Source organism: Devosia lacusdianchii (assembly GCF_022429625.1).
In the GTDB taxonomy this organism is placed as follows: Bacteria; Pseudomonadota; Alphaproteobacteria; order Rhizobiales; family Devosiaceae; genus Devosia; species Devosia lacusdianchii.
The window spans coordinates 3,677,203-3,702,500 of the sequence record NZ_CP092483.1; the positions used below are offsets into that span (position 1 = coordinate 3,677,203).

Annotated in this window: 25 protein-coding genes, 1 tRNA gene, 2 rRNA genes and 1 riboswitch (1 of these 29 running past the window's edge); of the genes, 18 read left to right on the forward strand and 10 right to left on the reverse strand. The window is 62.9% G+C overall.

Annotated features, from left to right (window positions below; translation table 11 throughout):
• Positions 1-162 precede the first annotated feature (162 nt).
• The 10 genes from MF606_RS18105 (at position 163) to MF606_RS18150 (ending at position 8,766) form a co-directional block, all read left to right on the forward strand.
• A complete protein-coding gene (locus tag MF606_RS18105) occupies positions 163-1,083 on the forward strand; it encodes a carbohydrate ABC transporter permease (protein ID WP_240230726.1) in 921 nt (306 codons plus the stop codon).
• Positions 1,080-1,943: a carbohydrate ABC transporter permease gene (locus MF606_RS18110; RefSeq protein WP_240230727.1), complete on the forward strand. Its 864-nt coding sequence runs from the start codon at positions 1,080-1,082 to the stop codon at positions 1,941-1,943. The genes MF606_RS18105 and MF606_RS18110 overlap by 4 nt, the downstream gene beginning before the upstream one ends.
• The gene (locus tag MF606_RS18115; protein WP_240230728.1) at positions 1,940-2,605 is read left to right on the forward strand and encodes an N-acetylmannosamine-6-phosphate 2-epimerase; all 666 of its coding nucleotides are present in this window, start codon (positions 1,940-1,942) and stop codon (positions 2,603-2,605) included. Before MF606_RS18110 ends, MF606_RS18115 begins: the two co-directional genes overlap by 4 nt.
• A gap of 43 nt (positions 2,606-2,648) precedes the next feature.
• The gene (locus MF606_RS18120; protein WP_240230729.1) at positions 2,649-3,557 is read left to right on the forward strand and encodes an N-acetylglucosamine kinase; all 909 of its coding nucleotides are present in this window, start codon (positions 2,649-2,651) and stop codon (positions 3,555-3,557) included.
• Positions 3,554-4,435 (forward strand): N-acetylmuramic acid 6-phosphate etherase, encoded by an 882-nt coding sequence (locus tag MF606_RS18125; protein WP_240230730.1) that lies wholly within the window; start codon positions 3,554-3,556, stop codon positions 4,433-4,435. The genes MF606_RS18120 and MF606_RS18125 overlap by 4 nt, the downstream gene beginning before the upstream one ends.
• Positions 4,436-4,482: 47 nt before the next feature.
• Positions 4,483-4,596, forward strand: a riboswitch (TPP riboswitch).
• Positions 4,588-5,196, forward strand: a complete 609-nt coding sequence (locus MF606_RS18130; RefSeq protein ID WP_240230731.1) for a Ykof family thiamine-binding protein — start codon at positions 4,588-4,590, stop codon at positions 5,194-5,196. It overlaps the preceding riboswitch by 9 nt.
• Before the next feature lie 36 nt (positions 5,197-5,232).
• The gene (locus tag MF606_RS18135) at positions 5,233-6,033 is read left to right on the forward strand and encodes an ABC transporter permease (RefSeq protein ID WP_240230732.1); all 801 of its coding nucleotides are present in this window, start codon (positions 5,233-5,235) and stop codon (positions 6,031-6,033) included.
• Positions 6,030-6,779, forward strand: a complete 750-nt coding sequence (locus MF606_RS18140; protein ID WP_240230733.1) for an ABC transporter ATP-binding protein — start codon at positions 6,030-6,032, stop codon at positions 6,777-6,779. The genes MF606_RS18135 and MF606_RS18140 overlap by 4 nt, the downstream gene beginning before the upstream one ends.
• 10 nt (positions 6,780-6,789) lie before the next feature.
• Positions 6,790-7,797 carry an ABC transporter substrate-binding protein gene (locus MF606_RS18145; RefSeq protein WP_240230734.1) on the forward strand — a complete coding sequence of 336 codons (1,008 nt, stop codon included), beginning with the start codon at positions 6,790-6,792 and terminating at the stop codon, positions 7,795-7,797.
• 75 nt (positions 7,798-7,872) lie between these two features.
• Positions 7,873-8,766 (forward strand): hypothetical protein, encoded by an 894-nt coding sequence (locus MF606_RS18150; protein WP_240230735.1) that lies wholly within the window; start codon positions 7,873-7,875, stop codon positions 8,764-8,766.
• Between the two features lie 48 nt (positions 8,767-8,814).
• On the opposite strand, the gene MF606_RS18155 is transcribed toward MF606_RS18150, so the two are convergent.
• Positions 8,815-8,891, reverse strand: a tRNA-Met gene (locus tag MF606_RS18155).
• A 214-nt stretch (positions 8,892-9,105) separates the two neighbouring features.
• Here MF606_RS18155 and MF606_RS18160 point away from each other — a divergent pair.
• Positions 9,106-10,146 (forward strand): aldo/keto reductase, encoded by a 1,041-nt coding sequence (locus tag MF606_RS18160; protein WP_240230736.1) that lies wholly within the window; start codon positions 9,106-9,108, stop codon positions 10,144-10,146.
• A gap of 76 nt (positions 10,147-10,222) precedes the next feature.
• Positions 10,223-10,912, forward strand: a complete 690-nt coding sequence (locus MF606_RS18165; RefSeq protein WP_240230737.1) for a DUF599 domain-containing protein — start codon at positions 10,223-10,225, stop codon at positions 10,910-10,912.
• Between the two features lies 1 nt (position 10,913).
• Here MF606_RS18165 and MF606_RS18170 read toward each other — a convergent pair whose 3' ends face one another.
• On the reverse strand, positions 10,914-12,203 hold the full coding sequence (locus tag MF606_RS18170) for an SEL1-like repeat protein (RefSeq protein ID WP_240230738.1): 1,290 nt from the start codon (positions 12,201-12,203) through the stop codon (positions 10,914-10,916).
• An 82-nt stretch (positions 12,204-12,285) separates the two neighbouring features.
• Complete coding sequence (locus MF606_RS18175) at positions 12,286-13,095, reverse strand: alpha/beta hydrolase (protein ID WP_240230739.1); 810 nt, start codon at positions 13,093-13,095, stop codon at positions 12,286-12,288.
• Between the two features lie 151 nt (positions 13,096-13,246).
• Between MF606_RS18175 and MF606_RS18180 the strand changes: the two genes are divergently transcribed.
• The 3 genes from MF606_RS18180 to bfr all read left to right on the forward strand — a co-directional run bounded on the left by MF606_RS18180 (position 13,247) and on the right by bfr (position 15,527).
• Positions 13,247-14,611 (forward strand): putative bifunctional diguanylate cyclase/phosphodiesterase, encoded by a 1,365-nt coding sequence (locus MF606_RS18180; RefSeq protein ID WP_240230740.1) that lies wholly within the window; start codon positions 13,247-13,249, stop codon positions 14,609-14,611.
• A 153-nt stretch (positions 14,612-14,764) separates the two neighbouring features.
• A complete protein-coding gene (locus tag MF606_RS18185) occupies positions 14,765-15,076 on the forward strand; it encodes a (2Fe-2S)-binding protein (protein ID WP_240233891.1) in 312 nt (103 codons plus the stop codon).
• Positions 15,042-15,527: a bacterioferritin gene (bfr, locus tag MF606_RS18190; protein ID WP_240230741.1), complete on the forward strand. Its 486-nt coding sequence runs from the start codon at positions 15,042-15,044 to the stop codon at positions 15,525-15,527. Before MF606_RS18185 ends, bfr begins: the two co-directional genes overlap by 35 nt.
• Before the next feature lie 57 nt (positions 15,528-15,584).
• Here the strand turns inward: bfr and MF606_RS18195 are convergent, their stop codons facing one another.
• On the reverse strand, positions 15,585-15,953 hold the full coding sequence (locus MF606_RS18195) for a VOC family protein (RefSeq protein ID WP_240230742.1): 369 nt from the start codon (positions 15,951-15,953) through the stop codon (positions 15,585-15,587).
• A gap of 282 nt (positions 15,954-16,235) precedes the next feature.
• Here MF606_RS18195 and MF606_RS18200 point away from each other — a divergent pair, with 282 nt between their 5' ends.
• Positions 16,236-16,667 (forward strand): VOC family protein, encoded by a 432-nt coding sequence (locus MF606_RS18200; RefSeq protein WP_240230743.1) that lies wholly within the window; start codon positions 16,236-16,238, stop codon positions 16,665-16,667.
• Here the strand turns inward: MF606_RS18200 and MF606_RS18205 are convergent.
• The 4 genes from MF606_RS18205 to MF606_RS18220 all read right to left on the reverse strand — a co-directional run bounded on the left by MF606_RS18205 (position 16,648) and on the right by MF606_RS18220 (position 22,094).
• Positions 16,648-17,265, reverse strand: a complete 618-nt coding sequence (locus tag MF606_RS18205; protein ID WP_240230744.1) for a nucleotidyltransferase family protein — start codon at positions 17,263-17,265, stop codon at positions 16,648-16,650. The genes MF606_RS18200 and MF606_RS18205 overlap by 20 nt on opposite strands.
• Positions 17,266-17,387: 122 nt before the next feature.
• Positions 17,388-18,395, reverse strand: a complete 1,008-nt coding sequence (locus MF606_RS18210; RefSeq protein ID WP_240230745.1) for an alpha/beta hydrolase — start codon at positions 18,393-18,395, stop codon at positions 17,388-17,390.
• A 158-nt stretch (positions 18,396-18,553) separates the two neighbouring features.
• A complete protein-coding gene (locus MF606_RS18215; protein WP_240230746.1) occupies positions 18,554-19,771 on the reverse strand; it encodes a lytic murein transglycosylase in 1,218 nt (405 codons plus the stop codon).
• Between the two features lie 163 nt (positions 19,772-19,934).
• Positions 19,935-22,094 (reverse strand): mechanosensitive ion channel domain-containing protein, encoded by a 2,160-nt coding sequence (locus MF606_RS18220; protein WP_240230747.1) that lies wholly within the window; start codon positions 22,092-22,094, stop codon positions 19,935-19,937.
• 227 nt (positions 22,095-22,321) lie between these two features.
• Between MF606_RS18220 and MF606_RS18225 the strand changes: the two genes are divergently transcribed.
• Positions 22,322-23,530: a tetratricopeptide repeat protein gene (locus MF606_RS18225; RefSeq protein WP_240233892.1), complete on the forward strand. Its 1,209-nt coding sequence runs from the start codon at positions 22,322-22,324 to the stop codon at positions 23,528-23,530.
• 104 nt (positions 23,531-23,634) lie between these two features.
• Entirely contained in the window at positions 23,635-24,489 is an 855-nt protein-coding gene (locus MF606_RS18230) for an HNH endonuclease (protein WP_240230748.1), read from the forward strand.
• Positions 24,490-24,662: 173 nt separating this feature from the next.
• On the opposite strand, the gene rrf is transcribed toward MF606_RS18230, so the two are convergent.
• Positions 24,663-24,778 (reverse strand): 5S ribosomal RNA (gene rrf / locus MF606_RS18235).
• Between the two features lie 129 nt (positions 24,779-24,907).
• Positions 24,908-25,298, reverse strand: a 23S ribosomal RNA gene (locus tag MF606_RS18240) (it continues 2,332 nt past the right edge of the window).

A 25,298-nucleotide genomic window follows, 5' to 3' on the forward strand; every position in this document is an offset into this window, starting at 1 on the left:
ATGCGAGATAGGACTTAGCTTGCTAAGTCCGTACATCGAGCAGGGTGGGGGTATCGCTCCGAGAGTGCAGTGCTCGCGGCTCACCCCCACCCTTGATCCCTCCCCACAAGGGGGAGGGTGTCGACTGCCGTACCGGGTGATTATCCAGGATAGACGCAAGCAATGCCCAACCTTCGCCCGACCGGCCGTGGCCTGTGGATTACCGCGCTGATCGTGCCGCCGCTGGCCTTTGTGGCGCTGTTCATCGTCTATCCGATCGTTTCGGCCTTCGCCTATGCCTTCTTCGACTGGCAAGGACTGCTGCGCGGCGAGTTCGTGTGGTTCGAAAATTTCCGCATCGTGCTGTTCGAAGAGCCCTATGCGAGCTGGACGCGCAATGCCTTCAGCCACAACATCATCGTGTTCTTCGCCCTGATGGTACTGCAGAACGGCCTCGGCTTCTTCCTCGCCTATGCACTGTGGCGCGAGCTGCCCGGCGCCAAATTCCACCGCGTGGCGGTGTTCCTGCCGGTGGTGCTGTCGACCATCATCGTGGGTTACCTGTTCAAGCTGTTCCTGCACCCGCTGTTCGGCGTGGTGAATATCAGCCTCAAGGGCATGGGCCTGGCCGAACTGGCGCAGCCCTGGCTGGGCCAGAGCTCGACGGCGCTGTGGGCGCTGATCATCGCCAATGCCTGGCACATGGTGGGCTTCCCCACCCTGGTCTTCCTGGCCGGCATGCAGCGTATTCCCACCGAAATCCTCGACGCCGTGCGCATGGAAACGCGCAGCGAATGGGTCAAGATCGTCAAGATCGTCTGGCCGCTGGTGGCGCCGAGCACGACAGTGGTCTTCGTCCTGCTCTTCGTCGGCGCCTTCAACTGGTTCGAACTGCCCTATATCATGGCTGGACTCGATGGCTCGCCCTTTGGCTCGACTGACGTATTGGGCCTCTATTTCTATCGCACAGCCTTCGGCAACGTCTCGTCCGGTCAGCAGGATTTCGGCCTCGGCAGCGCCCTCGCCGTGATGATTTTCCTGTTCATCGCCGTCATCGCCGGCGTCGTCACCGTCCGCCTGCGGGCCAGGGAGATCCAGCTATGAGCGCAGCGGAGACGACCTATTACGATCGCAAGGGCATTATCGGTACGCTGGGCCGCGACGGGCTGATCCAGATCATCCTCATCGCCAACACCTTCATCATGCTGGTGCCGATCCTGATCATGGTGTTTTCGGCGTTCAAGTCGACGCAGCAGATCTTCACCGCGCCGTTCAGCATCCCCGATTTTGCCAACCTCATCAATTTCGCCAAGATCTGGACCGAAACCAACTTCCTGCAATACCTGCTCAATTCGTTCGTCATCACCGGGGCCTCCATGGCGCTGATCCTGACGCTGGGGACGATGGCGGCCTATGCGCTGGCGCGCTACGAATTCTTCGGCGCCGGCTTCATCCTGATGTTCTTCATCGCCGGGCTGACCCTGCCGCTCAAGCTCGCCATCATTCCGCTGTTCATGCTGATGCGCGACCTCGGCATTCTCAACAATCAGCTCAGCCTGATCTTCGTCTATACGGCCATGGGCCTGCCCTCGACCGTTTTCATCATGACCGGCTTCATCCGCACCCTGCCCAACGAGCTGGAGGATGCCGCCCGCATGGACGGCGCCAGCGAGCCACGCATCATGTGGGCCATCATGCTGCCGCTGGTGCGCCCGGCCATGGTCATTGCCGGCATCCAGAACGTGGTGCCGATCTGGAACGACTTCTTCTTTCCGTTGGTCTTCATCCAGAACGACGCCCTTAAGACTCTGCCGCAGGGGCTCACCACCTTCATGGGTGAATATGCCACCGACTATGGCGTGCTGTTCGCCGGGCTCACGCTCTCGGCCGCGCCGATCATCCTCATCTACATCGTGCTGTCGCGCCAGTTCATCTCGGGCATGACCTCGGGAGCCATCAAGTGAAGCTGGAGCGGGGAAGCCTCATCGTCTCGTGCCAGGCACGGGCCGATAATCCATTGCATGGATCTGTTTTCATGGGCGCCATGGCCCTGGCCGCTCGCGACGGCGGCGCCCGGGCCATTCGCGCCAACGGCCCCGATGATGTGCGCGCCGTCAAGGCGGCCGGCCTGCCGGTCATCGGCATCCACAAGGTGTTTTCCGCCGACGTGCCGGTTTACATCACGCCCACATTCGCTGCGGCGAAAGAGCTGGCCGAGGCCGGCGCCGATATCATCGCGCTCGACTGCACGCCCCGCCCCCGGCATGGCGATGCGCCGGCCGAGCTCATCGCCCGCATCCACGGCGAGCTGGGCCTCGAAACCTTCGCCGATATATCCACGCTCGAAGAGGGTATGCTGGCCGCCGAACTCGGCGCGACCTACGTCTCGACGACGCTGTCCGGTTACACCGAATATACTGAGCCCAAGCCCGAAACGCCCGATCTGGACTTGATCCGCAACCTGGCCGCCCACATCCCAGTGCCTGTTATCGCCGAGGGTCGCTTCAACACACCCGAACTGGCCCGGGCCGCGATCGACGCAGGCGCCTATGCCGTGGTGGTGGGGACGATGATCACCAACCCGCGTGAGATTACGCGGGGGTTTGCGCGGGCCGTGGCGGGATGATCGAGACAAGCGCCTTCTTCGCTCCCATCGGGCGGGGTAAGAAATGAGTACCTTCCTCGGCATAGACACCGGCGGGACGGCGTCGCGCTGGGTGATTGTTGATGACACCGGCATCGTAATCGATCGCGGATCGGCGGCGGGCGCCACCGGGCACCTGTTCAACCCCGTCGAGCGCGAACGGCTGACCGCCACGCTGGCCGGCATTGCCGACCGCGCACGCCAGCATGCGCCCATCGCCGCATGCCTGGGCATTACCGGCCTGGGCGAGGCTGTGCATGCCGAAGCGCGCAACCTGGTCGGCGCGCTGTTTGCCATCGAGCCGGCCATGGTGTTGCTGGGCGACGACATGGACCTGGCCTTCCGCGCCACCTTCGCGCCCGGCACGGGGCATCTCGTATCGGCCGGCACCGGCTCAATCGGTCTGCATCTGCGTGCCGACGGCAGCCTGATCCGCGTCGGTGGCCGGGGATTGCTGATCGATGACGGCGGCTCGGGCACCTGGATTGCGCTCACCGCCCTCGATCAACTCTATCGCCGCATCGACGAAACTGGCGGCCCGGCCGAGGCCGAGCGGCTCGCCGCCGAGCTTTTCGCGGAAGTGGGCGGCACCGGCTGGAGCGAAACCCGCAGCTTCGTCTATGGCAGCGATCGTGGCCGCATCGGCACGCTGGCCCCCGCCGTGGCGCGCGCCGCAACCGCCGGCGACCCGCTCGCCACCGACATTATCAGGCGCGCCGCCGCGGAATTGGCGCGGCTGGCCAAGGCGCTGATCGCGCGCGTCGGCCCGCTGCCTATCGCCTTTATCGGCGGCATCGTCACGCTGCATCCAGCGATCAAATCAGGCATAGAAGCCGAATTGCCGGGCGCCGTTGTCAGCTTTCCCCAGATCGACGCCGCCGCCCACGCTGCCCAATGGGCACGGCAAAACTATCAGACCGAGGCCAGACCATGAGCACCACCGAATCCGCCTCCTCGCGCTATGCCACGCTGGAGGACTGGTCGAGCACCGACCTGGTCGCCGCCATCGTCGAGGGTCAGTTCGCCGCCATTGCCGCAGTGCAAGCGGCCAGTGCGCCCATTGCCACGGCCATCGACCAGGGTAGCGAACGACTGGCCCGGGGTGGAAGGCTGATCTATCTCGGCGCCGGCACGTCTGGCCGTATTTCGGGTCAGGACGCTGCCGAGTTGCCGCCCACCTTCAACTGGCCTTATGAGCGCGCCATCAACCTGATGGCCGGCGGCCAGGGCGCCATCTTCCGAGCCGTCGAAGGCGCCGAGGATCGTGAAGAACTGGCCATCGCCGCGCTCGACGAAGTCGATGTCGGCCCCGACGACGTGGTCATCGGCCTCGCCGCCAGCGGTCGCACGCCCTATGCCATTGCCGGGCTGATCCATGCCCGCAGCAAGGGGGCGCTGACCATCGGCATCTACAACAATCGCGGCGGCCGCATCGGCGAGGTCTGCGACATACCCATCCTGATCGAAACCGGCATCGAGGTACTGTCCGGCTCGACCCGCATGAAGGCCGGCACGGCGCAGAAGGCAGCGCTCAACGCTATTTCCACCGGCGTCATGATCAAGCTGGGTTTCGTCTATCGCGGCCTGATGGTCGAGATGCGCCCCACCAATGTCAAACTGCGCGACCGGGCGGCAAAGATGATCGCGACACTCACCGGCACCGACTATGACACCGCGCTGGCAACGCTCGACGCCGCCGATGGCAGCATCAAGCTGGCGACGGTGATGCTCAGCCAATCCGCTGATCGCCGCGCGGCCGAACAGATGCTGGATGCCGCCAGCGGCAATTTGCGCCGGGCCATCGGACCGTAGCACCAAAATCAACCGCTTGCGGCGCAGCGCGCGCTGTGATTGATTGCGCCCATCCACAGGGGTGCTCCGTATAGCCGGGGCTGAGACGCGGACGCCAAGCCCGTAAACCCTATTAGCTGATCTGGGTAATACCAGCGGAGCGAGGCGGGGCTATGTATTCTGGCGCACAGATTTCTCTCTACCCTATGGCCGACGATTTTGTCGGTGTCATTCTCGGGGCCCTGAGCGCCCTCGATCCCTATCGTGACCGCCTGCAGGTCCAGACTGACGACATCTCGACCTTGCTGGTCGGTGCACCCGAAGTGCTGTTTCCGGCCATGCGCGACCTGTTCGTCGCGGCGGCGAAAAGCGGTACGCATTGCGTACTGCATGCCACCATTTCGCGCGGCTGCCCCGGCGAGCCAGACGACGCGGTTTGCTACACCACCGAATATGGCGGCCCCGTTCTGCCACTCGATCAGCGCAAGCAACTGGCGCTGCAGGCCGTGGCGGGCGCGCCGGTGACCGATATGTCCAGCGCCGCGCAATTCTCGCTCTATGTGATGGATACCGACGACCACATGGACGAAATCTACGGCTGCATCGACTTTCTCAAGCAGTCCGGCACCTTCGATCGCGCCAAGAATTTCTGCACCAAGCTGGGTGGCGATGCCGGCGCGGTTTTCGCCACGGTGCAGGCCGCCCTCTGCCGGTTTGGACCGCCTGAAGGCCATGTGACAATCGACCTGACGGTCTCTGCGAACAGCCCCTCGCTGCGCTGAGCGGCGCGTCCGCATTCGCCCCGACCAAGGTCAGCCATGTCCAAGCTATCGTCGCTCCCGCGCGCCCTCGCGTCCATTTTTGCCAGAACCGCCCCGGCTTTTCTGTCGGTCGGCGCCGTGCTGCTGGCCTGGGAGATCTATGCCAACACATCAGGCATCTCCCCCACCACCCTGCCCGCCCCCTCGCGCGTGCTGGCCCAGACCATCCAGCATAGCGACGCCCTATTCCAGAACACGCTGCCGACGCTGACCGCGACACTGTTGGGCTTCGGCTGCTCGCTGCTCGCTGCCTTTGTACTGTCGGTGCTGATCGATTTCTGGCAACCGCTGCGCCGGGCGCTGTTCCCCGTCTTCATCATCAGCCAGACCCTGCCACTGGTCGCCATCGCACCGCTGGTAGTGCTGTGGTTCGGCTTTGGCCTCCTGCCCAAGATCATGCTGGTGGCGCTGGTCACCTTCTTTCCCATGCTCGTGGCCTTGGTACAGGGCTATGAGGCGACCGATGACGATATCGAGGCGCTGTTGGCCTCGATGGGCGCTTCGCGGCTGCGTATCTTCCGCCTGGCACGTCTGCCGTCCGCGCTGCCCTATTTCTTCGCCGGGCTGAGGATTTCCATCACCTATGCAGTGGTGGGCGCGATTTTCGCCGAGTATGCCGGCGCGGCCAAGGGCCTGGGCATCTACATCCTCAACGCCAAGAACAATTTCCGGCCCGATCTCGTGCTGGCCGCCGTGCTGGTCAGCGCTTGCCTGACGCTGGTGCTGTTTGGCAGCACCGTGCTCATCCAGCGCCTCGTCACACCATGGACGCGGCTCGAGGAGCGCCGCAAGCCATGACCCCGCCCCGCCTCGACCTGCTCCATCTCCGCAAGAGCTTCGGCGACGCCGACGTGCTCGCCGACATTTCGCTGCATGTTCAGCCGGGTGAATTCGTGTCGATCCTCGGTCCATCCGGCGCTGGCAAATCGACGCTGTTCCGGCTGCTGACGGGCGGGCTGACGCCCAGTGGCGGCGATATCGTCTTCGACGGCGCGCCGCTGTCCCGGACGAGCCGCCCCTTCGCCTTCATGCCGCAGCACGACGCGCTCATGCCCTGGCGCAGCATCATCGACAATACCGCCTTGGGCCTCGAGGTGCAGGGGCTGTCGCGGAAGGCGGCGCGCCAAGCCGTCGCGCCACTCTTCGCCGAATTCGGCCTCGACGGTTTCGAGCACCACTACCCGGCCCAACTCTCCGGTGGCATGCGCCAGCGTGCGGCGCTGCTGCGCACCGTGGTGCAGGATCGGCCCATGCTGCTGCTCGACGAACCCTTCGGCGCCCTCGACGCGCTGACCCGCACCGGCATGCAGCATTGGCTCGAAACCATGTGGCAACACCACAACTGGACGGCGTTGCTCATCACCCACGATGTGCGCGAGGCCGTGTTTCTGTCCGACCGTATCTATGTGCTGACCCACCGCCCGGCCCGCATCCTGCGCGAAATCGTCGTGCCCCTGCCCCGCCCGCGCCGCGACCTGGCCGCCTCCGAGGCCAGCGCCATCGAGGCCGACATCCTCAAGACCCTGCTCAAACCTGCCCACTGAAGGACCAGCCATGCCCAATCGCCGCCAGATCATCATTTCCGCGATCGCCAGCCTGTTGCTCGGGGGTCCAGCCGCCGCGCAATCGACGCCGGTCACCGTCGCTCTCGACTGGACGCCCAATACCAATCACATCGGTCTCTATGTCGCCGAGGCCAAGGGCTTCTATGCCGACGCCGGGCTCGACGTTGAAATCCTGCCCTATAGCGACACGTCAGCCGGGACGCTGATTGCCAATGGCGTGGCCGATTTCGGCATTGTCGGCACCATCAGCCTCTACGCCAAGCGCAGCGCCGGCGCCGATCTCGTCGCGGCTTACGCCGTGGTGCAGACAGAAACCGGCAGATTGGTGTTCAACGACGAGCGCACCGATATCCAGCGCCCCAAGGACCTCGACGGCCTGACCTATGGCGGCTTCGGCAGCGAGTGGGAAAATGCGCTGATCGCCAGCATGATCCGTTTCGACGGCGGCGAGGGCAATTTCGAGACCGTCACCCTGGGCACCTCGGCCTATGAGGCCCTCGCCAATGGCGCTGTCGACTTCACCCTCGAAGTCTATACCTGGGAGGGCGTCAAGGCCGAGCTGGATGGCGATCCGCAACGCGCCTTCCGCTACGCCGATTTCGGCGTGCCCGACCAGCACACGACCTTCATCGGCTCGAGCCAGGCCTATCTCGATGCCAATACCGATACCGCCGCCGCCTTCATCGCGACGACCAAAGCCGGCTATGCCTATACCATCGAGCATCCCGAGGAAGCCGCGGACATCATCATCGCCGCCAATCGGGACGCCCTGACCGACCGCGCCTTCATCCTGGCGTCACTGAAGACCCTGATCGACGGCCACTACCTGGCAACGGCCGACGGCGTCATCGGCACCATCGACAGCGCCAAGATGGAAGCTCTCGGCGACTACATGCTCAGCGCCGGCATCCTCAAGGACGTCAACGGCAACGTGCTCACCACCCGCCCGGATTTCTCGGCCTACTACACCAATGCCTTTGTGACCCAGGGGCAATAGCGGCAGCACCGAGCCACATTGCCGCCGACATCGCGCGGCCTCTGGTGAGCGACGAGTTCGCCTGAGGCCAATAGCGTGAAACCTGCCAAGCTGCATCCCCGGCAAAAGAACATTATCCGCAGGTCAGCCGAGTGGCTGGCCTATCCCGACCGCCCCGGCAAACTGCAGGGTGACCTGGACTACCTCGCCGGAAAGCTGGCCGAGGCGGCGCCGGCGGGCAAGATCGGCACCGCGCTGATGTTCCTGGCCAACCATTACAGCATCGCCGCCTGTGACGCCTTCGGACGCGGTGATGCCACCGATCTGGCCACCTTCATCGGCTGGACCATTGATCTCAATGCCCTGCTGGTCCGACTTCAGGGCGCCTATGTCGTGACCAATCCGGACGAGGACACCAATACGCCGCAAGAGTTCTGGTGCGGCCTGCACGCTGCCGGCCCGCTGCTGTTATCGGACTGGCATGGGGCTCGCGTCTGTGCCGAATTCTATGTCGCCATGGCCGAGAAGGACCATCGCCTGCGCCATGCCGATCGCCGGCTGCTTCGGCATGGTACGGTCGACCCATTCCTGATCCGGCTGTTCGCCGAAAGCTTCGGGATTGAAACGTCCTTCCAACCGACGCAGCCGCTCATACCTCAATACGAGGACCTGCTGCGGACCTGGCGACGCGAGGACATGGGCGCGTTTCAGCTGGCAATGCAGGCTGCGGCCGAGTTTCACGTCACCCGCAGCAAGTTCGGTACCGACCGGACCTCCTACGAGTTCGAACACTATTTCGACCAGGTATTTCCTGTAGAACTGCTGGCGGTTCAGGCGCTGCGGCGTCGCGACGGCCTGCCCGACTGGCAGACCGGACACCCGCTGGTCGATACAACCTGGCCGGTCATCCGCGACCTGCCGCTGGCCCAGCGCCACCCTCTGGCGGTCGCCGCTGAGCAGCAGTTCCTCCCGCAACCGAACTTTCGCTGACCGCAAAAGGAAAGGCCCAGCGAACTCGTTGAGTTCACTGGGCCTTTTTGGTTGCGGGAGCAGGATTTGAACCTGCGACCTTCAGGTTATGAGCCTGACGAGCTACCGGGCTGCTCCATCCCGCGTCAAAGTCGATAACAATGCCGGTTGGGCGCGTCATCTGTGCGACCGTGGTCGCGACGTGAGGCGTATATAGGGGCTCAGGACGGATAGCTCAACCCCAAAACGGCGTCGCGTGACGCTTTTTTGACGGTCTGATTTTCTGCGCCCAACGCCTACCAATTCCGCTCCCATCGGCTAGTGTGGCACCACCCTCCGTCACGATCGGGACTTTCCTCCATGAAATTGAAGCCGCTTGGCCGCACCGACCTGCGGGTCACCGAGATTTGCCTGGGCACCATGACCTGGGGCAGCCAGAATACCGAGGCCGAAGGCCATGCCCAGATGGACATGGCGCTCGACGCCGGTGTCAATTTCATGGATACGGCCGAGCTCTATGCGGTGCCCGGCAGCCCCCAGACCTCGGGCCGCACTGAGGAAATCATTGGGAGTTGGCTGCAGCGGACCGGCAAGCGCGACCAGTGGATCATCGCGAGCAAGATCGGCGGTGGCGGCAGCTCATTCCTGCGCGAGGGGCGTCGCGCCGACGGCGCCTCGATCCGCATCGCCTTTGAGCAGAGCCTCCAGCGGCTCAAGACCGACTATCTCGATCTCTACCAGATCCATTGGGCCAGCCGCGGCAGCTACAATTTCGACGGCGCCTGGACCTATGCGCCGCATGAGCAGGATACGGCCGACGTTCTCGACAATATCGAGGACATGCTGGAAACGCTTGGCGCCCTAATCAAGGAAGGCAAGCTGCGCCATGCCGGCGTTTCCAACGAGACCACCTGGGGCATCAGCCAATGGCTGCGCATTGCCGAAGCCAAGGGCCTGCCACGGCTGGTTTCGGTGCAGAACGAGTACAACCTGCTGCGCCGGCATTTCGATCTCGACCTTGCCGAACTCAGCCACCACGAGAATGTGGGCCTCCTCGCCTATTCGCCGCTGGCCGCCGGCCTGCTCACCGGCAAATATTTCGACGGCCAGGTGCCCAAGGGTAGCCGCGCCGACTACCAGAAGAGTTTTTGGCGCCTCAACGAATATTCCGAAACCGCCGCCAAGGCTTATTACGCCCTGGCCACCCGCCACGGCCTTGATCCGGCGCAGATGGCCATAGCCTTCGCGCTGACCAGGCCCTTCGTCACCTCGGTGATTGTCGGCGCCACCAGCACGGCCCAGCTCGCCAATTCGCTGGGTGCGTTGCAGGTGACGCTAGCGCCGGAACTGTTGGCCGAGATCGACGCCATCCACCGCCGCTATCCCCGTACCCTTGGATAGCGGAGCGCGACCCGTCGCCTTTTGCAGCCGCCGCGCTATAAAGGGCGAACACGATTTGCGGGGCTGCACCTTGTCGATGACGCTCATCTCCACGCTGTTCCCGCTGATCTGTTACTTCGCCTACAACATCATCGTGCCGCAGGTGGAAAAGCTGCGGCCGTCGCTATCGACGATCATGAACATGCAGCGCCGCCGCTGGGTGGCCAATGCGACGCTGCGGGAATCGCCGTTCGACGCGATCCTCTCGGGCAACATCATGGGCTCTGTGAGCTTCCTCGCCTCCACCGCCGTGCTGCTGATCCTGGCGATCTTCGCCGTATTTGGCCAGCTTTCCTCGCTGATGGAAGCGCTCGATTCCCTGTCGATCGGCCGGGTCTACACCACGCTCGACGTGCAATTGCACCTGGTTGTGATGCTGACCATGTTCGTGCTGGCCTTCTTCGCCTTCACGCTGTCGTTGCGCCAGTTCAATCACTTCTGCATCATGCTGGGCGCCATCGACCATTCTACCCCGACCAGCGAGGAAGAAATCGAGGCCATTACCCGCATGAATGCGCTCGGCGCCCGCAACTTCAACAGCGGTATCCGCGCCTACTATTTCTCGGTCGCGACCGTGGCCTGGTTCGTGTCCGAATGGCTGCCCATCGTGGCCTGTATCGCCACCATCCTCATCCTGGCCCATCGCGAGTTCTTCTCGTCCTCGCACCGCACCGCCGCATCGGCCGCGGTGATCGCCGCGCGCCGCCAGCAGGGCAAGGCCGAATAGGCTATTTCGTCTTGGTCTTGCCGCCACCCGGCACGGCCGCGGGCTCAGCATCGGCTTCGGTCAGCCGCGCCAGATTGTCGGCCGCCAGCTCGTAGCCCTGATCGGCCGACCGCTGGTAATAGTCGATCGCCGCTTGCCGGTCCGCCTCGACGCCCAGGCCGTTCTCATAGATATGGCCCAGATTGTTGAGCGCGATCGGCTGGCCGTCATCGGCAGCCAATTGCGTCCATTTGAGCGCCTGCGCGTAGTCGACCTTGGTGCCCAGGCCATCGAGATAGAGCAAGCCCAGGTTGACCGCTGCCCGCATCTCGCCACCTTCGGCGGCTTCGCGGTAAAGTTCCAGCGCGCGGCCATAATCCTGCTCCACACCGTCGCCGTCCTCGTAGAGCAGCGCCAGATTGTGCTTGGCCAGCGTCAGCCCTTGGTCGGCCGCCTTCTGGTAGAGGACGGCTGCGGCTTTGGCGTCCGCTTCCATGCCAATGCCATTTTCGGTGAGGAAGCCCAGATTGTTCTGGGCATACATATCGTCCTGGTCGGCCGCGAGCCGATAGAGGTCGGCCGCCCGTACGGGGTCGGCGGGCTGGCCTAGCCCATCTTGCAGCAGCTTGCCGAGGTTGACCTGACCGGACGGATCGCCCTGCGCCACCGAGAGCTCGAACCAGGCCGCCGCCGCCACATAATCGCGGTCCACGCCCAGCCCATCCTGGTACATGAGGCCGAGATTGGACTGGGCCTTGCTCATGCCCTGCTCGGCCGCGGCGCGATACCAACGCGCAGCCTGCGTGTAATCCTGGGCCAGGCCCTCACCGAAATCATAGGAGAGGCCGAGACTGTTCTGTGCCAGCGCGAAACCGGCCTCGGCGCCCTGCGTCAGCAGCCGCGCGCCGCGCTCCATATCCTGCTCGACACCGTCGCCGGTGGTCAGCATGTCGCCAAGAATGGCCAAGGCCACGACATGTCCCTCGGCCGCTGCCTCTTCGAACAGCGGTACGGCGCTATCGGTATCGCCGGCGGCAAAATAGGCCCGCGCCAACCAACCCTTGAGCTGGGCCGAATTGGGCTCGGCTTCGAGCGCCTTGCGGCAGGCGGCTATGGCTGCGTCCGCGTCGATCTCCCAGGTCTCGCGGCCAATATCGGCAAAGCCGGTTTCAAACTGGCTCGATGCTTCGGCGGCGCAGGCGTCGAATTCTGGCCCGGCAAGGGCCGGTCCTACCATCAGCGTAAGGGGGACCGACAGCATCAGTCCGGCGCGCGCTATGCCACGTCCCAGAAGGCGTGCAAATTCGGTCATGGCTTGTCTCCCGCCGGTCGTCCGGCCGCGGCCACACTCTAGCGAACCCCTTTTGGTGGGCAAGTCCGCTTGTGGGGTAAGGTTAGCCGAGGTGGCGCCGCAGATAGGCGGTGACGTCGGCCAGCACCGGCGCGATGCGGCGCAAGGGCCGACCCAGCGCCATCAACGTGCCCGGGTGACCGAGCCCCGGATAATGCACCTCTTCCGCCGCAACGCCGGCGTGACGCAGCCTCGCGGCAAGCGCCACCGTGTTGCGGGGATAGACCAGCGCATCCTTGTCGCCGCTCGCCAGCAGCATCGGCGGCGCGGATGCAGTCACGTGATTGATCGGCTGCGTCTGCTCCGGCTGCGTCACCGCCCCGAACGTGCGGAGGCTGATCGGGCCATCGAAGGGGAAGAAGTCGTAGGGGCCTGACAATCCGACGGCGCAGCGCACATGGGCCAGCAATCCTTTCGCCGCCAGATAGGCCGGATCGAGCACCAGCATCAGCGCATTGTAGGCGCCGGCGGAATGGCCCATCACCGCCACCCGTTGGGCATCCCCGCCATAGTGCGCAATATTGTCGATGACCCAGTCAAATGCCTGCGCGCAATCGGCGAGGAAGCCTGGATATTCGATCTCCGGCACCAGGCGGTAATCGGCGACCACGGTGACGAAACCCTGCGCCGCGAGCGCCCTGCCGACAAAGCCGTAATTGCGGCGATCGCCATCGCTCCACGAGCCGCCATAGACGAAGAACACCACAGGCAACGGTGCATCGGCCTTGCCGGGCGCATAGATATCGAGCTTCTGCCGCCTCGCCTGCCCGTAGGGAACATCGCGCGCCAGCCGGCGCGAGGCGCGGTCCTTGGGGCTGAGGAAGTTGATGATGCCGAGAATGGAAATGGCCATGTGCGCCCCGCTGTGTGCACCAAGATACGAGGCAAGCGCTAAGATTGTTTCCGATTGCTACCATGGAGATACAGGGATTCACCGAGGCTTAAGAGCCTTGCGGCAAATTGTCTGACATTAGCCCCAGAACGGGGTCAGGGGGGGCAGTCGCGTGAACGAGCCGGCGCGGCAAGCAGACGACACGACCAGTCATGGGGCAGCGTTCTCCCATTTCGAGGCGGCATTCCTCAGTCAACTTGGTCGCTACGACCACGTGACCCGGTTACCCAACAGACTGCAATTCATCGATCATTTCAGCGATTTTGCCCGACCCGGCCAATCCGCCGTGCTGATGCTGGTCACGCTGGCCGACGCCAAGCACTATAACGAGATCCTGCGCGCACTCGGCATGGCCTTTGCCGAAGATTTCGTCCGCGCCGGCGCCGACTTGTTGGCCTCGCTCCTGCCGTCGGGCACCACTCTCTACCATGTGAGCGTCCTCAGCTTCATTGCCGCAGTTCCGGTCGATGACCCCGAGCGCCATCCAGAGATCGCCCAGGTGATCGCGGGCGCATTCGCAGGTGCCATCACCGTCAATGCCATCCCGATCAAGTCGCAGGTCGGCGTGGGTCTCGTGCCCTTCGACCTGGAGCGCGGCGCTGCGGAATCCCTGCGTGCCGCCCTCGTGGCGGCGCAGGACAGCCGCCGCTCCGACAATGGCGTGGCCTTCTACAACCACCAATCCGACGCAGCGCACCTGCGCGCCTTCCGCATCCTCGCCGACTTGCCGCAGGCCATGGCGGCGCCCGACCAATTGATGCTGCATTACCAGCCCCGCATCGAACTGCAGACCGGCCGCTGCCATGGGGCCGAAGCGCTGCTGCGCTGGAACCACCCCGAGCTGGGCCCTATTCCGCCAGCCGAATTCATTCCCCTCGCCGAGCAGACAGCGCTGATCGGCCCGCTGACCGATTGGGTCATGCTGCGCGCCATGGCCCAGAACCGGCGTTTTCTGGACGCCGGGCACGATCTGCGCATGTCGATCAACGCCTCGCCAGTCAACCTGTCGGAAGCCGGCTTCGACGACGTACTGCTGTACCGCTGCGATGCGGCCGGGCTCGAGCCGCACCATATCGAGCTGGAATTCACCGAAGGCACCCTGGCCACCAACTCGGCGCGTGCCGTGCTGCAGCTTGGCCATCTGCGCGACGCCGGCATCGACGTCGCGCTCGACGATTTCGGCTCGGGTTACTCCAACCTCTCCTATCTGGCGCGCATCCCCGCCGACGTGCTCAAGATCGACCAGTCCTTCGTGCGGCCATTGCAGGAACCGGGCGATGACGACTTCCTGCTCCGCCACGTGATCTCGATCGCCACGGGGCTGGGCTTCCGCGTCTGCGCCGAAGGCATCGAGACCGCCCACGCCTATGCCCACCTGCGCGAATTGGGCTGCGCCGAGGGCCAGGGCTATTACATGGCCCGCCCCATGCCGGCCGAGATGCTGTCGCAATGGTTGGACGCTCGCCCGAAAGCTTAGCCCACCGAACTTATGACCACAGGCGCGGCGCAGCCGCAGCGTGGCCCGAGTACGGCGCATTCCGGTAGGAATGCGACATAATCGGACATTGACATTCAGCTAATGGAGTCGCTTTATGCGCCCAGCAAGCTCCACTCGTTCATTTCGGCACCCATGCTCGTCTGCCAATGCAACATGATCACGTCCAAGGAGATCGAGGATATCGTCCTCGACCTTCTGAAAGCTGATCCGTGGCAATTGGTGGTTCCGGCCAAGGTCTATAACGAGCTTGACCGTCGCGCCAAATGCGGCGGTTGCGTGCCGAATGTGGTGGACATTATCGTCCGCGTCACCGAAAACTACCACTCGCAGCAAGCCCACCCGGCGGCGGATCTGGTTCACATCCAGACCGGCCTGGAGAAGCTCAAGAAACAGCAGAGTGGAGTACGTCGTGAAAGGCGAAGCACAAGTCATCGAGCGGCTTAACGAGGCCCTCTTCCTCGAACTTGGCGCAGTCAACCAGTACTGGGTCCATTATCGTCTTCTCGACGATTGGGGCTACAAGAAGCTGGCCACCAAGGAACGTGCTGAATCCATTGAAGAAATGCACCACGCCGATCGTTTGATCGAGCGCATTATTTTCCTGGAAGGTCATCCGAACCTGCAGCGCGTGGCGCCGTTGCGAATCGGCCAGACGATCAAGGAAGTGCTCGAGGCCGACCTGGCCGGCGAGTACGACGCCCGCGCCGCCTACAAGGCGAGCCGCGAGCTGTGCGAACAGCTTGGCGACTATGTTTCCAAGAACCTGTTCGAAGAATTGCTGACCGACGAGGAAGGCCATATCGACTTCCTCGAAACCCAGCTCGAACTGCTCGACAAGATCGGCGTCGAGAAGTACGGCCAGCTCAATTCAGCTTCGGCCGACGAAGCAGAATAGGCATCAGGCCACGAATTTGGAACCGCCCGATCCATCGATCGGGCGGTTTGTTTTGCGCTAGAGGTTGGCGGCGACCTCGATGAGGAAGGCGCCGGGGGTCATGCAATAGAAGCCGACGCTGCCAGTGGGGCCGCGCTTGTAGAACTGCACCTCGCCCGCTTCAACACCGGCAGCCAGCAATTCGACATGCTTGCTGCGCACCGCGGCCTCATCGGCGACGAAGAAGCCGATGTGGAAATTGCGCGAATAGCTGACGGTCTCGCCCTTGGCCGCGACCATCAGATTGAAGGTGAAGCCATGACCGTCGTCGAGGACGGCGAAGGCATTGTTGCGATTGGCCAAGAGCGAAAGGCCGAGAAAACGTTCGAAGAAGGCGACCGTGGCGCCGACATCGGCAACGGCCAGATTGGCGTGATTGAGTTTCATTTTTTGTCTTTCAAGAAATTGGGAAGAATGGGCGCGCGGAGCGGCGCCAGGCGGCGCGCGCGCATGCGGATCATCAAGGGGAAAGCGGTACACCGGGACCTCGACAAGCAAGACCATCCCGGAAACATTCCGAGACGAACTTGCCGTGGGTCACTTGCGCCTCCGGCGCAGGACAGATCCGCGAGGGGATCGGTAGACGCCGGACTTACCATACCGGCTTAGCTTTTCGGCTAGCAACGGCGTCTTACACCGCGCATTAATGCCGGGCAAGGAGAGACAACCATGACCTGGCACGCCGGCCGCCTGATCGACCACGTTCACCTGCGCGCGCAGAACTTCGTCAACACGCGCTATTTCTATGAGGCGGTGTTCGCCGTGCTTGGCATCAAGATCGAGCAATCCGGCAGCAACTGGTTTCAGGTCGATGAGCTGTTTGTCGATGCCGCCGACGCCAAGACCGTGCCCACCCATGTGCATCTGGCCTTCCAGGCCAAGGATCGGCAGATGGTCGACGCCTTTCACCGGGCCGCATTGGCGGCGGGTGGCACCGACAATGGCGCGCCCGGCGAGCGCCATTACCACCCCGGTTATTACGGCGCCTTCGTACTCGATCCCGATGGCAACAATATCGAGGCCGTATTCCATGGCCCGGTCCGCCGCTCGGCCGCTTCGGTGCGGATGGACCCTATCGTCGCTACTCCGGCCAAGGAATGAGCGTCAGCTCCGGCCAGATGGTCTTGGCACGCAGGCCCTTGGCAGTGTGCGACACCCTGTTGTCGAGTACCGGATTGGGCACCATGCGGAATGAGAACAAGTCATCGAGCCCGAAAGGCGCGACGATCGCCATTCTGCCATCGTCGTCAAGCCGGGCACCAACGGCATGCGTCTTGGATGCATAGCGCCCCAGCATCTCGGCCGACGATGTCAATGGACTGAACGGGCTGCCGAATTTCTGTTCGAACCACAAATGCACCCGCGCCTGATTGCGCACTTGCACCGGCACTGGCAGGCCGGCAAAGCGCTGGTCCAGCGCTTTGATCACCCGATCTTCGGCGTCCCAGCCCGTATCGCTGGCATCGAAGTAGAACACATCGATATCGTTGACCCCGGTCAGCGCCGGCCGGCTGGTCAGATAGTTCCAGACTTCGTTGTAGATAGCCCCGGCCACCAGCAGATGATCAGGCAGCGCCAGGGAGCGCAGCCCTTCAAGCACATCCATCAGCACCGGCTGGGCACGGATGATGGCTTCGAGCGCGCCGCGCTGCGTCTCAGCGGCTGCACCGGAAAATCGGAGATGGTCGGCGGCAGACATGCAATAGCCTCATGGTGAGCCCGTCGAACCACGAGGCGTGACACCATCTTGCCACGCCCTCGTCCTTCGACAAGCTCAGGATGAGAGCTATCAGCGGATTTCCACGCTTGAAGGGAGATCCATCACTTCTCGATCGGCTGGAACATCGCGTTCAGCTGGTCGACGATCTGGTCCATCGGCGCGATTGATTCAGGCAGCTGCTCCGGCGGGTCGGGGGCCACTGCCACATAGGGCACGCCGCTGGGAAAGGCGCCGAACATCTGGAAGAAGGCCACCATGTCGTCAAGGACAGGCATGCGCCAGCGCCATAGCGAGCCCATGGCGATCACCGGCTCCATATGTCCGAAGCCTTCGTAATAGCGGGTGGTGACCCAGACGCCGCTCTCCTGGAGCTTCTGGGCGAAACGCTCGGTATTCTGCATCCGCACGATGGGATCAGTCGTGCCGGTCGCCAGATACATGGGTGGCGTCTGGTTGGTGACGAGATTGATCGGCTGGGTGCCCTGCGGATTGGGCGCGGCGCCAAAAGCGTTCTGCACCTCGCCATATTCGAACGGATAGAAATCGTATGGCCCCGACAGCGCCGCAACCCCCAGGATCGGCATGGTCACGCCATACTCCCGCAGGAAGGACGGATCGAGCGACAGCATCACCGCATTATAGGCCCCCGCCGAGTGGCCGGCGAGGAACAGCCGGTTGGGATCGCCGCCATACTGGGCGATATTGTCCTGCACCCATTTGAGCGCGCTGGCGCTGTCTTCGAGGAATTCCGGATACTGCACCTCGGGCACGAGGCGATAGTCGGCGATGACAACGACGAAGCCGCGCGAGGCCAGGGCCCGACCAACGAACTGGTAGTCGCTGCGCTCACCCCGGTTCCAGCCGCCGCCATAGATGAAGAACACCACCGGCGCCGCCGCGCCACGCGCCTCGGGTGCGTAAACGTCGAGCTTGTGGCGCTGGCCATCGGCATAGGCGATGCCATCACCCACCTTGACCGTCCCGGCATCCATTGCCGCCGGCAGGTTGAACGGGTCCATCACCGATAGCGCGAAGGCAGGCACGGGGAGGATGGCAAGCGCCAAAAGCAATATCAATGCGCGGCGGAACGGCGAGATCAGTCTGGACATGGGCATATGGTTCTAATGGGGAGGCTGTTGCCTAGCGACCAAAACCGGGGATTTTGTGGCGCCCCGGAATGGGCGAGGGCAGGCGCCTCGAACGTGTGGAGACTGGCCTGCCCTCTACTTAAGCGGTAACAGGGTGCCCCCAACTGGTTAACGACAGGTTAACGCTTGAGCGTATCGAGCAGCCGTCCGGAAATGTAGCCGTCGGCGGGCAGGCCCATGCGGGTCTGGTAGGCCAGCACTGCCGCCCTGGTCTTGGGACCGATGACGCCGTCCGGCGAACCAACATCAAAACCGGCCCGGCCCAGCAGGGTCTGCAGTTCCGCCTTCTGCGCTTTGGTCAGCGCATAGTCGCCAGCCGGCCAAGGCGTCGCAAAGCCACCGCCGCCGATAATCCTGTCAGCCAGATGGCCGACGGCCAAGGCGTAGCTGTCGGAATTATTGTAGCGCTTGATCACATCAAAGTTAGGTAGCAACAGGAAGGTCGGGCCAGCGGCGCCGGCCGGCATGTAAAGCCGGCCCACATCGCTGGCGCGGGGGAAGGGTTTGCCGGAGACGCGCTGGATGCCCATGGCCTGCCACTGGCTCAGCGGCGCGCGCTCCATCTGCCGGGCGCGGGCGAAGTCGAAACCGTTGGGCAGCTTGACCTCATAGCCCCAGGTTTCGCCGGGGCGCCACTTGAAATTGTTGAGATAATTGGCGGTGGAGCCCAGCGCATCCTGCACTGAGTTCCAGATATCCTTGCGCCCGTCGCCATTGTAATCGACGGCATAAGCCATGAAGCTCGACGGCATGAACTGCGTATGCCCCATGGCACCGGCCCAGGAGCCAACCATGTTACCGGGGCTTACATGCCCATCGGACACAATGCGCAGGGCCGTCAGCAGCTCGCCACGGAAAAAGTCGGCGCGATAGCCGCCTTCGGTCAGCGTCGCCAGCGCATGGATGGTGTTCTCGCCGCCCATGAAGCCGCCGAAATTGGTTTCCATGCCCCAGATGGCGAGGACGATTTCGGGCTGCACGCCCCAGCGCTGCTGTGCCCCGCCAAGCGTCTGCGCCCATTCCCCGCGCATGGCTTGGCCCTTCGCCGCCTGCGCATTGGTGACGCGGCGGTCGACATACTGCTGCACCGTCTGGCTGAATTCCGGCTGCTTGCGCGTCAGCTCCATGATCTTGGGCATGTAATTGTAGCCGGCAAAGGCCGCCTCGAACGCCGATCGGCTGACGCCGCGCGCCTCGGCCAGTGGCCAGAGGCCGCGCACGAAATCGGCGCTATTGGCCAAAGCCGGTGCTACCGCGCCAAGGCTCAGTGCGCCGGCGATCGCCAGCGCCGCCAGGCGACGGAATAGGGAAGAGTTCTTGCCGACGACAAGGGTCATGACGGGCCTCGCGATACGCACTTACAAAGGTCACGAACGAACCTGCCGGCTCTGCCGGCCCTGCTCGCACGCGCAGCCTGTGCCGCAACAGGCGCGTATCACTATTTTAACCGATCAAATTAAGATCGCCTTAAGGCAACGGGCGCTGCCGATCACAAACGCTTCACTCGGCCAGCGCGGCCTCATCGAATGGCAGGGCCTTGTTGGAGCTGCGGACATAGGAGACGCGTTGCGTCGGCGTCGAGATGCCACGCTCGTCGAACAGGCGCATGACCAGCTCGGTATAGAGCCGGCCAGGGGCCCATTGCTTGCCCGCCAACGTTTTGACGCGCGCCCGCAGGCTCATCGAGGCCGGCGTGATCGCGATCAGCCCTTGCAGATCCAGATCGTCGAGGATGACGCTGCTGTGCTCGCTTTCCATCACCTTGGCGAAGGCATCGCGCATTGCCTGCTTGACCTCCTCGATGTCGCTGTCGCGCGCCACCTCGAACTCGGCCACGTAGAAGGAGAAGCCGCGCACCATATTGCTCACCTGGTCGACCGATGAGAACGGGATCAGGTGCACGGTGCCGGTCATGTCGCGAATGGTGACCGAGCGAATGGTGAGCTTTTCCACCACACCCGATTTGCCGGCCGCCTCCACCACGTCGCCCTCGTTCATGACATTCTCGAACTGGATGAAGATGCCGGTGATGATGTCCTGCACCAGCTTCTGAGCGCCAAACCCGATGGCGAGGCCGATGACCCCGGCGCCGGCCAGCAGCGGCGCGATATTGACCCCGATCTGGCCCAGAGCCAGCATCAATCCGAACACGGCCAGCGCCACGGTAAAGGCGTTCTTGAACAGGTTCAGCAGCGTCTTCTCACGCGACGTCGGCACATTGATTGTGTTGTTGAGCCGATATTCGACCCAGGACGAAACCGCCAGGTAGAGCAGGAAACAGAAGATGATGATGAGCGCTGCGGAAATCGTAGCACCAGCAACCTGCTGACCGTCATTGCTGCTGATCCAGCCGACAAAGTTGAACAGCGACCATGCCTGAGCAATTGCCAGCACCACCCCGGCGATCACGATCCAGCGGACAACCTGCATGACCGTCGGCACAAAAGCCTGGAGCCTCGTTTCAAGCAGCGGCAATCGCTGCTTGATATCCTCTGGCAGCCGCAAGCCGACACTCACAAAGCGGCGAATGAACCCGACGATGACGACACCCACCACGATCGCCACGACCGACTGGATGGTAGCCGCCAGCATGAAGGGCAGCGCCTGGTCCGGGTTGGCAAACCACACCACCAGCAGCGCCAGGAGATAGGCGATGGCGACCACATGCCAATAGCGCCCCAGTAGCAGCAGCAACTGGCCATAGCCGTCATTGCCGCGCCGTTCAGCCAGGCCCACCAGCCAGGTCCGAACATCGTTCTTGTTCTGCATCACCACGATGATGCCGATGATGACCGCCGTTGCCATGACCAGCACCTGCACCGCCGCCGCAATGCCGGGCGCTAAATTGGCGGCCAGCAATGGCGACACGAACAGGAAGGTGTAGCCGATGAGCGAAATGATCCGCGCCAGCCAGAACGACCAATAGGCCGCATTATCGTCGCTGACCGGAATGAGCCGCAGGGCCGCGAAGCGGGGCGACAGCGCCGTCCGCGCCACCAGCTTCACCATCTCGACCAGAAGGAATGCGTTGAGCAGCAACGATTGATTGATGCCCATGCGGCCCGGCGCGTCGCCCACAAAGGTCAGGGCCACGAAATAGCCGATGCCCCAGGCCAGCAGCACGCTACCGAGATCCACCAGCAATCCCCCGATGGCGCCGCCGATCCGCGCGATCCACCCACGTCCGGCCACCCGGCCGGCAATCTGCCGCTGCAAGGCGATGACAACAATACGCAGGGCCAGAAAGCTGCCAAACAGCGCCGCGCCCACCAGCACGACGCCGGCCGTCACGGTCAGAAACGCGCTGAGATCGGCATCTTGGGTCCCGCTCAATCCCTCCTGCAGATCGATGAATACCTGGCCGACAGAGCGCAAAGTCGCCGATGTGCCCTCTGCCGCCGCACGGGTATATTCGGCCAGCTGGCGGACGATGCTGAGATCGGCCGGCGCCTCTTCCGCAGGCGCCACGCTCGCGCTCCCCTGCTTCAGCCGCTCGATCAGCGCTGCCCGGGTTTCGTCATTCTCGATGATGCGAACCAACTCGTCGATGCTGGCATCGCTGCTCGTCGTCTCGGCGCTGGCGGCGGGTAGCAATGGCGATTGCGCCAGTACCGGTGCCGATGACAGCATGAGGGCGAAGAGCAGAATGAAGATTCGCATTGAATATTCCGACAGCTTGAACTGGACAAAGGTCGAAAACCGCACGGGCAAGACGACCACCCATGTGGATACGCTGGGGCGGTGACAAGGTTCAACCGCAGCGGCGCACTTTCGATCGAAAGGAAGACCTAATGGCCAATTATGATGGAATACAGGCTTGGGAGGCGCGGATCGCCGCTCTCTGGGCCGAGTTTGATGCGCTTTCGGGCGCCGATTTTCTGGCCCGTATGGTCGCACTGACCACGGAACGCCCACAGGGTGATGCACGCGCTGCGTTTGAACTGGCCTCCGCGGATGACTCGATCGGCGAAGAGGCATCGGCCGCGCCGCTTTATGAAGCAGCCATGCGTCTGGGCCTCGAGCCATCCTTGCGTCGCCAGGCGTCCATTCAACTGGCGAGCACGCTGCGCAATCTCGGCCGTGCCGATGAGGGCTTGGCTCTGCTGCACGCCGAGCGGCTTCAGGCCAGCGATGACCTCGACGACGCACTGGCGGTGTTTGAGTCCCTGCTCCTGGCCGATCTCGGCCGCGAGCGCGAAGGTCTCTCGCGCGCGCTCGGCGCGATGGCTGGCCACCTGCCGCGCTATCGTCGCTCCGTCACCAATTATGCCAAGGCCCTGCTGACCACAGCCGTCGGCTTCTCCGACGACGATCTCTTCCTTTTTGCCCGAGACGGTGCGCCGGAGCTGCCGGACACGACGGACCGTGGCCACATCACGCATGATGGCGCGCGGATCTGGTACGCCAGCCACGGAACTGGCCCTGCCGTTGTCCTCCTGCATGGCGGCCTCGGCCACGCCGGCAATTGGGGCTATCAGGTGCCGGCTTTGCTCGCCGCAGGGTACCGGACAGTTGCGATCGACAGCCGCGGCCACGGCCGCAGCACGCGTGACGATCGCCCCTATAGCTATGAACTGATGGCCGGCGATGTTCTCGCCGTTCTCGATCATCTGTCGATCGACCGGGCCGCTTTTGTTGGTTGGAGCGACGGCGCCTGCATAGCCCTTGTCCTCGCGGACATGGCTCCGGAGCGCGCCACCGGCGTGATGTTCTTTGCCTGCAATGTGGATGACACCGGTACCCTGCCCTTTGTCGGCACCCCGGTCATTGACCGCTGCTTTTCGCGTCACGGCAAGGACTATGCCGCCTTGTCTGCAACGCCAGACGATTTCGGCCCCTTCGTGGAAGCGGTCGGCGCCATGCAGCGGAGCCAGCCGAACTATGGCGCCGCCGATCTGGCCACGCTGTCGCGTCCCTTCACCATCGTCCAAGCCGAATTCGAGGAGTTCATCCGCCCCGAGCATGCGCGGTATCTCACCGCCACCATACCAAGCGCCAAGTTGGTCACCCTACCGGGCGTCAGCCACTTCGCTCCTCTGCAGCGCCCGGCGACCTTCAACGCTGCCGTGTTGGAGTTTTTGAAAGCGCAGAACTGACGCGCCCCAAAATCGGGCGACTTGACGCACGGACATTCAATACTTGCCTGACGGCACAGCCCGTTTAGCGAGTGCTAACAGCTCCATACGTACTATCAGGGACTATGGTCTCCTACGTACTGAACGTCCGTGCTGAGCAACTCGATGTCGAGCGCGGCGCGATCCGCCTGCGTCGGTTCAGCCTGCGAGCCGCCTTGGATGCTGCAGGACATGACGCATTGCTCTTCGCATCACGAGGCGAGAATGTGCGCGGCTACTATGGCACCGCCATGTTGGGGGAGGCCGTGCCTGATGCCTCGGACCGAGGCTCTTATTGGCTGCCATTGCACGATCAAAGGTTTCTAGACCGCGCAATCACCCTGCACGAGCTTCGCGCCTTAGGGGCAGGAGAGATGCCCTTCTACACCTATTCCCACCCGATCCGGCTCGTCGCCGAGGAGCACTACCGAGGGCTGGCGACCCTCGGCGCCATTGCAAATGGCTTCGGTGAACAGGAAGCCCAACGTTTCGAGCCATCGCCATTGCCTCGCGTGACCCTCAAGCCAGTCCGATACCGAGAGCTCCGTTTTGAGATGATCGATGTATACGGGCCGCGATGCGCCTTCATCCGCTGTAGTTTTCCGAGCTTGAACGGCTTGGCATTTGGAACCGACGTTGGGCATCTGTGGCCGCGTTCGGCGGGTGGGCCGGAGAGCATTCAGAACGTGCTGCCAATGAGCAAGGACGTAAACAATCAATGGGACCAGGGCCTGATCAGCCTTACCAACAGCGGCGATCTGCTCATTGCCAGACAAGCGGGGCGGGACACCCGAGCACTGTTTGCCAATTTCGAGCGCATCGAATTTCCCAGAAATGTTCAGTTCTGGCCCGACGCCAGATATCTCGAACGTCACCGCGATGAGATCTTCGAAAAGGGTCCGAAGTGGCTACCCCTCGCGGATAGCAGCTTCCGGTTGTGACCGCAGCTGTGCTTGCGGAAGCCAAATGGCGTTCCGGCTGCTCGCCCCCCCTGCCCTGAGGCAGAACACGTAGGGCCGCGGCAAGCCCAGAACGCAAAAACCCCTCACTGTTTCCAGTGAGGGGTCTTCATATTTCGTTTCGACATCATAAAGAGATCATACGTTTTTGGCAGACCTTGCAGCGACCTACTCTCCCAAGCCTTGAGACTTAGTACCATTGGCGCGGAGGAATTTGACGGTCGAGTTCGGGATGGGATCGGGTCTTGGGCTCCTCGCAAAAACCACAAGGTCAGCGAAAAACGTATGAGTGAATTCTGGTTTTGTTATTCGGACATTGCTTTCCCATGCAAGAAGCAATGTCTGGTGTATTTCTGAACCGATCGTATTTCACAGTCTATGCGGACATAGATTAATGAGAACGATCAAGCCAATCGAGCTATTAGTACCGGTAAGCTTCACATATTGCTACGCTTCCACACCCGGCCTATCGACGTGGTGGTCTTCCACGGCTCTCAAGGGAATACTAGTTTTGAAGGAGGCTTCCTGCTTAGATGCTTTCAGCAGTTATCCCGTCCGAACTTAGCTACCCTGCAATGCGGCTGGCGCCACAACAGGTCCACCAGAGGTTCGTCCAACCCGGTCCTCTCGTACTAGGGTCAGCTCTTCTCAATATTCCTACACCCACGGCAGATAGGGACCGAACTGTCTCACGACGTTCTAAACCCAGCTCACGTACCACTTTAAATGGCGAACAGCCATACCCTTGGGACCTGCTCCAGCCCCAGGATGTGATGAGCCGACATCGAGGT

What these genes read in the sequence shown, in the direction of transcription:
- MF606_RS18105 (WP_240230726.1), top strand. Translation starts at nt 163, where the DNA reads ATGCCCAACCTTCGCCCGACCGGCCGTGGCCTGTGGATTACCGCGCTG.
- MF606_RS18110 (WP_240230727.1), top strand. Translation starts at nt 1,080, where the DNA reads ATGAGCGCAGCGGAGACGACCTATTACGATCGCAAGGGCATTATCGGT.
- MF606_RS18120 (WP_240230729.1), top strand. Translation starts at nt 2,649, where the DNA reads ATGAGTACCTTCCTCGGCATAGACACCGGCGGGACGGCGTCGCGCTGG.
- MF606_RS18125 (WP_240230730.1), top strand. Translation starts at nt 3,554, where the DNA reads ATGAGCACCACCGAATCCGCCTCCTCGCGCTATGCCACGCTGGAGGAC.
- MF606_RS18130 (WP_240230731.1), top strand. Translation starts at nt 4,588, where the DNA reads ATGTATTCTGGCGCACAGATTTCTCTCTACCCTATGGCCGACGATTTT.
- MF606_RS18135 (WP_240230732.1), top strand. Translation starts at nt 5,233, where the DNA reads ATGTCCAAGCTATCGTCGCTCCCGCGCGCCCTCGCGTCCATTTTTGCC.
- MF606_RS18140 (WP_240230733.1), top strand. Translation starts at nt 6,030, where the DNA reads ATGACCCCGCCCCGCCTCGACCTGCTCCATCTCCGCAAGAGCTTCGGC.
- MF606_RS18145 (WP_240230734.1), top strand. Translation starts at nt 6,790, where the DNA reads ATGCCCAATCGCCGCCAGATCATCATTTCCGCGATCGCCAGCCTGTTG.
- MF606_RS18160 (WP_240230736.1), top strand. Translation starts at nt 9,106, where the DNA reads ATGAAATTGAAGCCGCTTGGCCGCACCGACCTGCGGGTCACCGAGATT.
- MF606_RS18165 (WP_240230737.1), top strand. Translation starts at nt 10,223, where the DNA reads ATGACGCTCATCTCCACGCTGTTCCCGCTGATCTGTTACTTCGCCTAC.
- MF606_RS18170 (WP_240230738.1), bottom strand. Translation starts at nt 12,203, where the DNA reads ATGACCGAATTTGCACGCCTTCTGGGACGTGGCATAGCGCGCGCCGGA.
- MF606_RS18175 (WP_240230739.1), bottom strand. Translation starts at nt 13,095, where the DNA reads ATGGCCATTTCCATTCTCGGCATCATCAACTTCCTCAGCCCCAAGGAC.
- MF606_RS18185 (WP_240233891.1), top strand. Translation starts at nt 14,765, where the DNA reads ATGCTCGTCTGCCAATGCAACATGATCACGTCCAAGGAGATCGAGGAT.
- MF606_RS18195 (WP_240230742.1), bottom strand. Translation starts at nt 15,953, where the DNA reads ATGAAACTCAATCACGCCAATCTGGCCGTTGCCGATGTCGGCGCCACG.
- MF606_RS18200 (WP_240230743.1), top strand. Translation starts at nt 16,236, where the DNA reads ATGACCTGGCACGCCGGCCGCCTGATCGACCACGTTCACCTGCGCGCG.
- MF606_RS18205 (WP_240230744.1), bottom strand. Translation starts at nt 17,265, where the DNA reads ATGTCTGCCGCCGACCATCTCCGATTTTCCGGTGCAGCCGCTGAGACG.
- MF606_RS18210 (WP_240230745.1), bottom strand. Translation starts at nt 18,395, where the DNA reads ATGTCCAGACTGATCTCGCCGTTCCGCCGCGCATTGATATTGCTTTTG.
- MF606_RS18215 (WP_240230746.1), bottom strand. Translation starts at nt 19,771, where the DNA reads ATGACCCTTGTCGTCGGCAAGAACTCTTCCCTATTCCGTCGCCTGGCG.
- MF606_RS18220 (WP_240230747.1), bottom strand. Translation starts at nt 22,094, where the DNA reads ATGCGAATCTTCATTCTGCTCTTCGCCCTCATGCTGTCATCGGCACCG.
- MF606_RS18225 (WP_240233892.1), top strand. Translation starts at nt 22,322, where the DNA reads ATGGTCGCACTGACCACGGAACGCCCACAGGGTGATGCACGCGCTGCG.
- MF606_RS18230 (WP_240230748.1), top strand. Translation starts at nt 23,635, where the DNA reads ATGGTCTCCTACGTACTGAACGTCCGTGCTGAGCAACTCGATGTCGAG.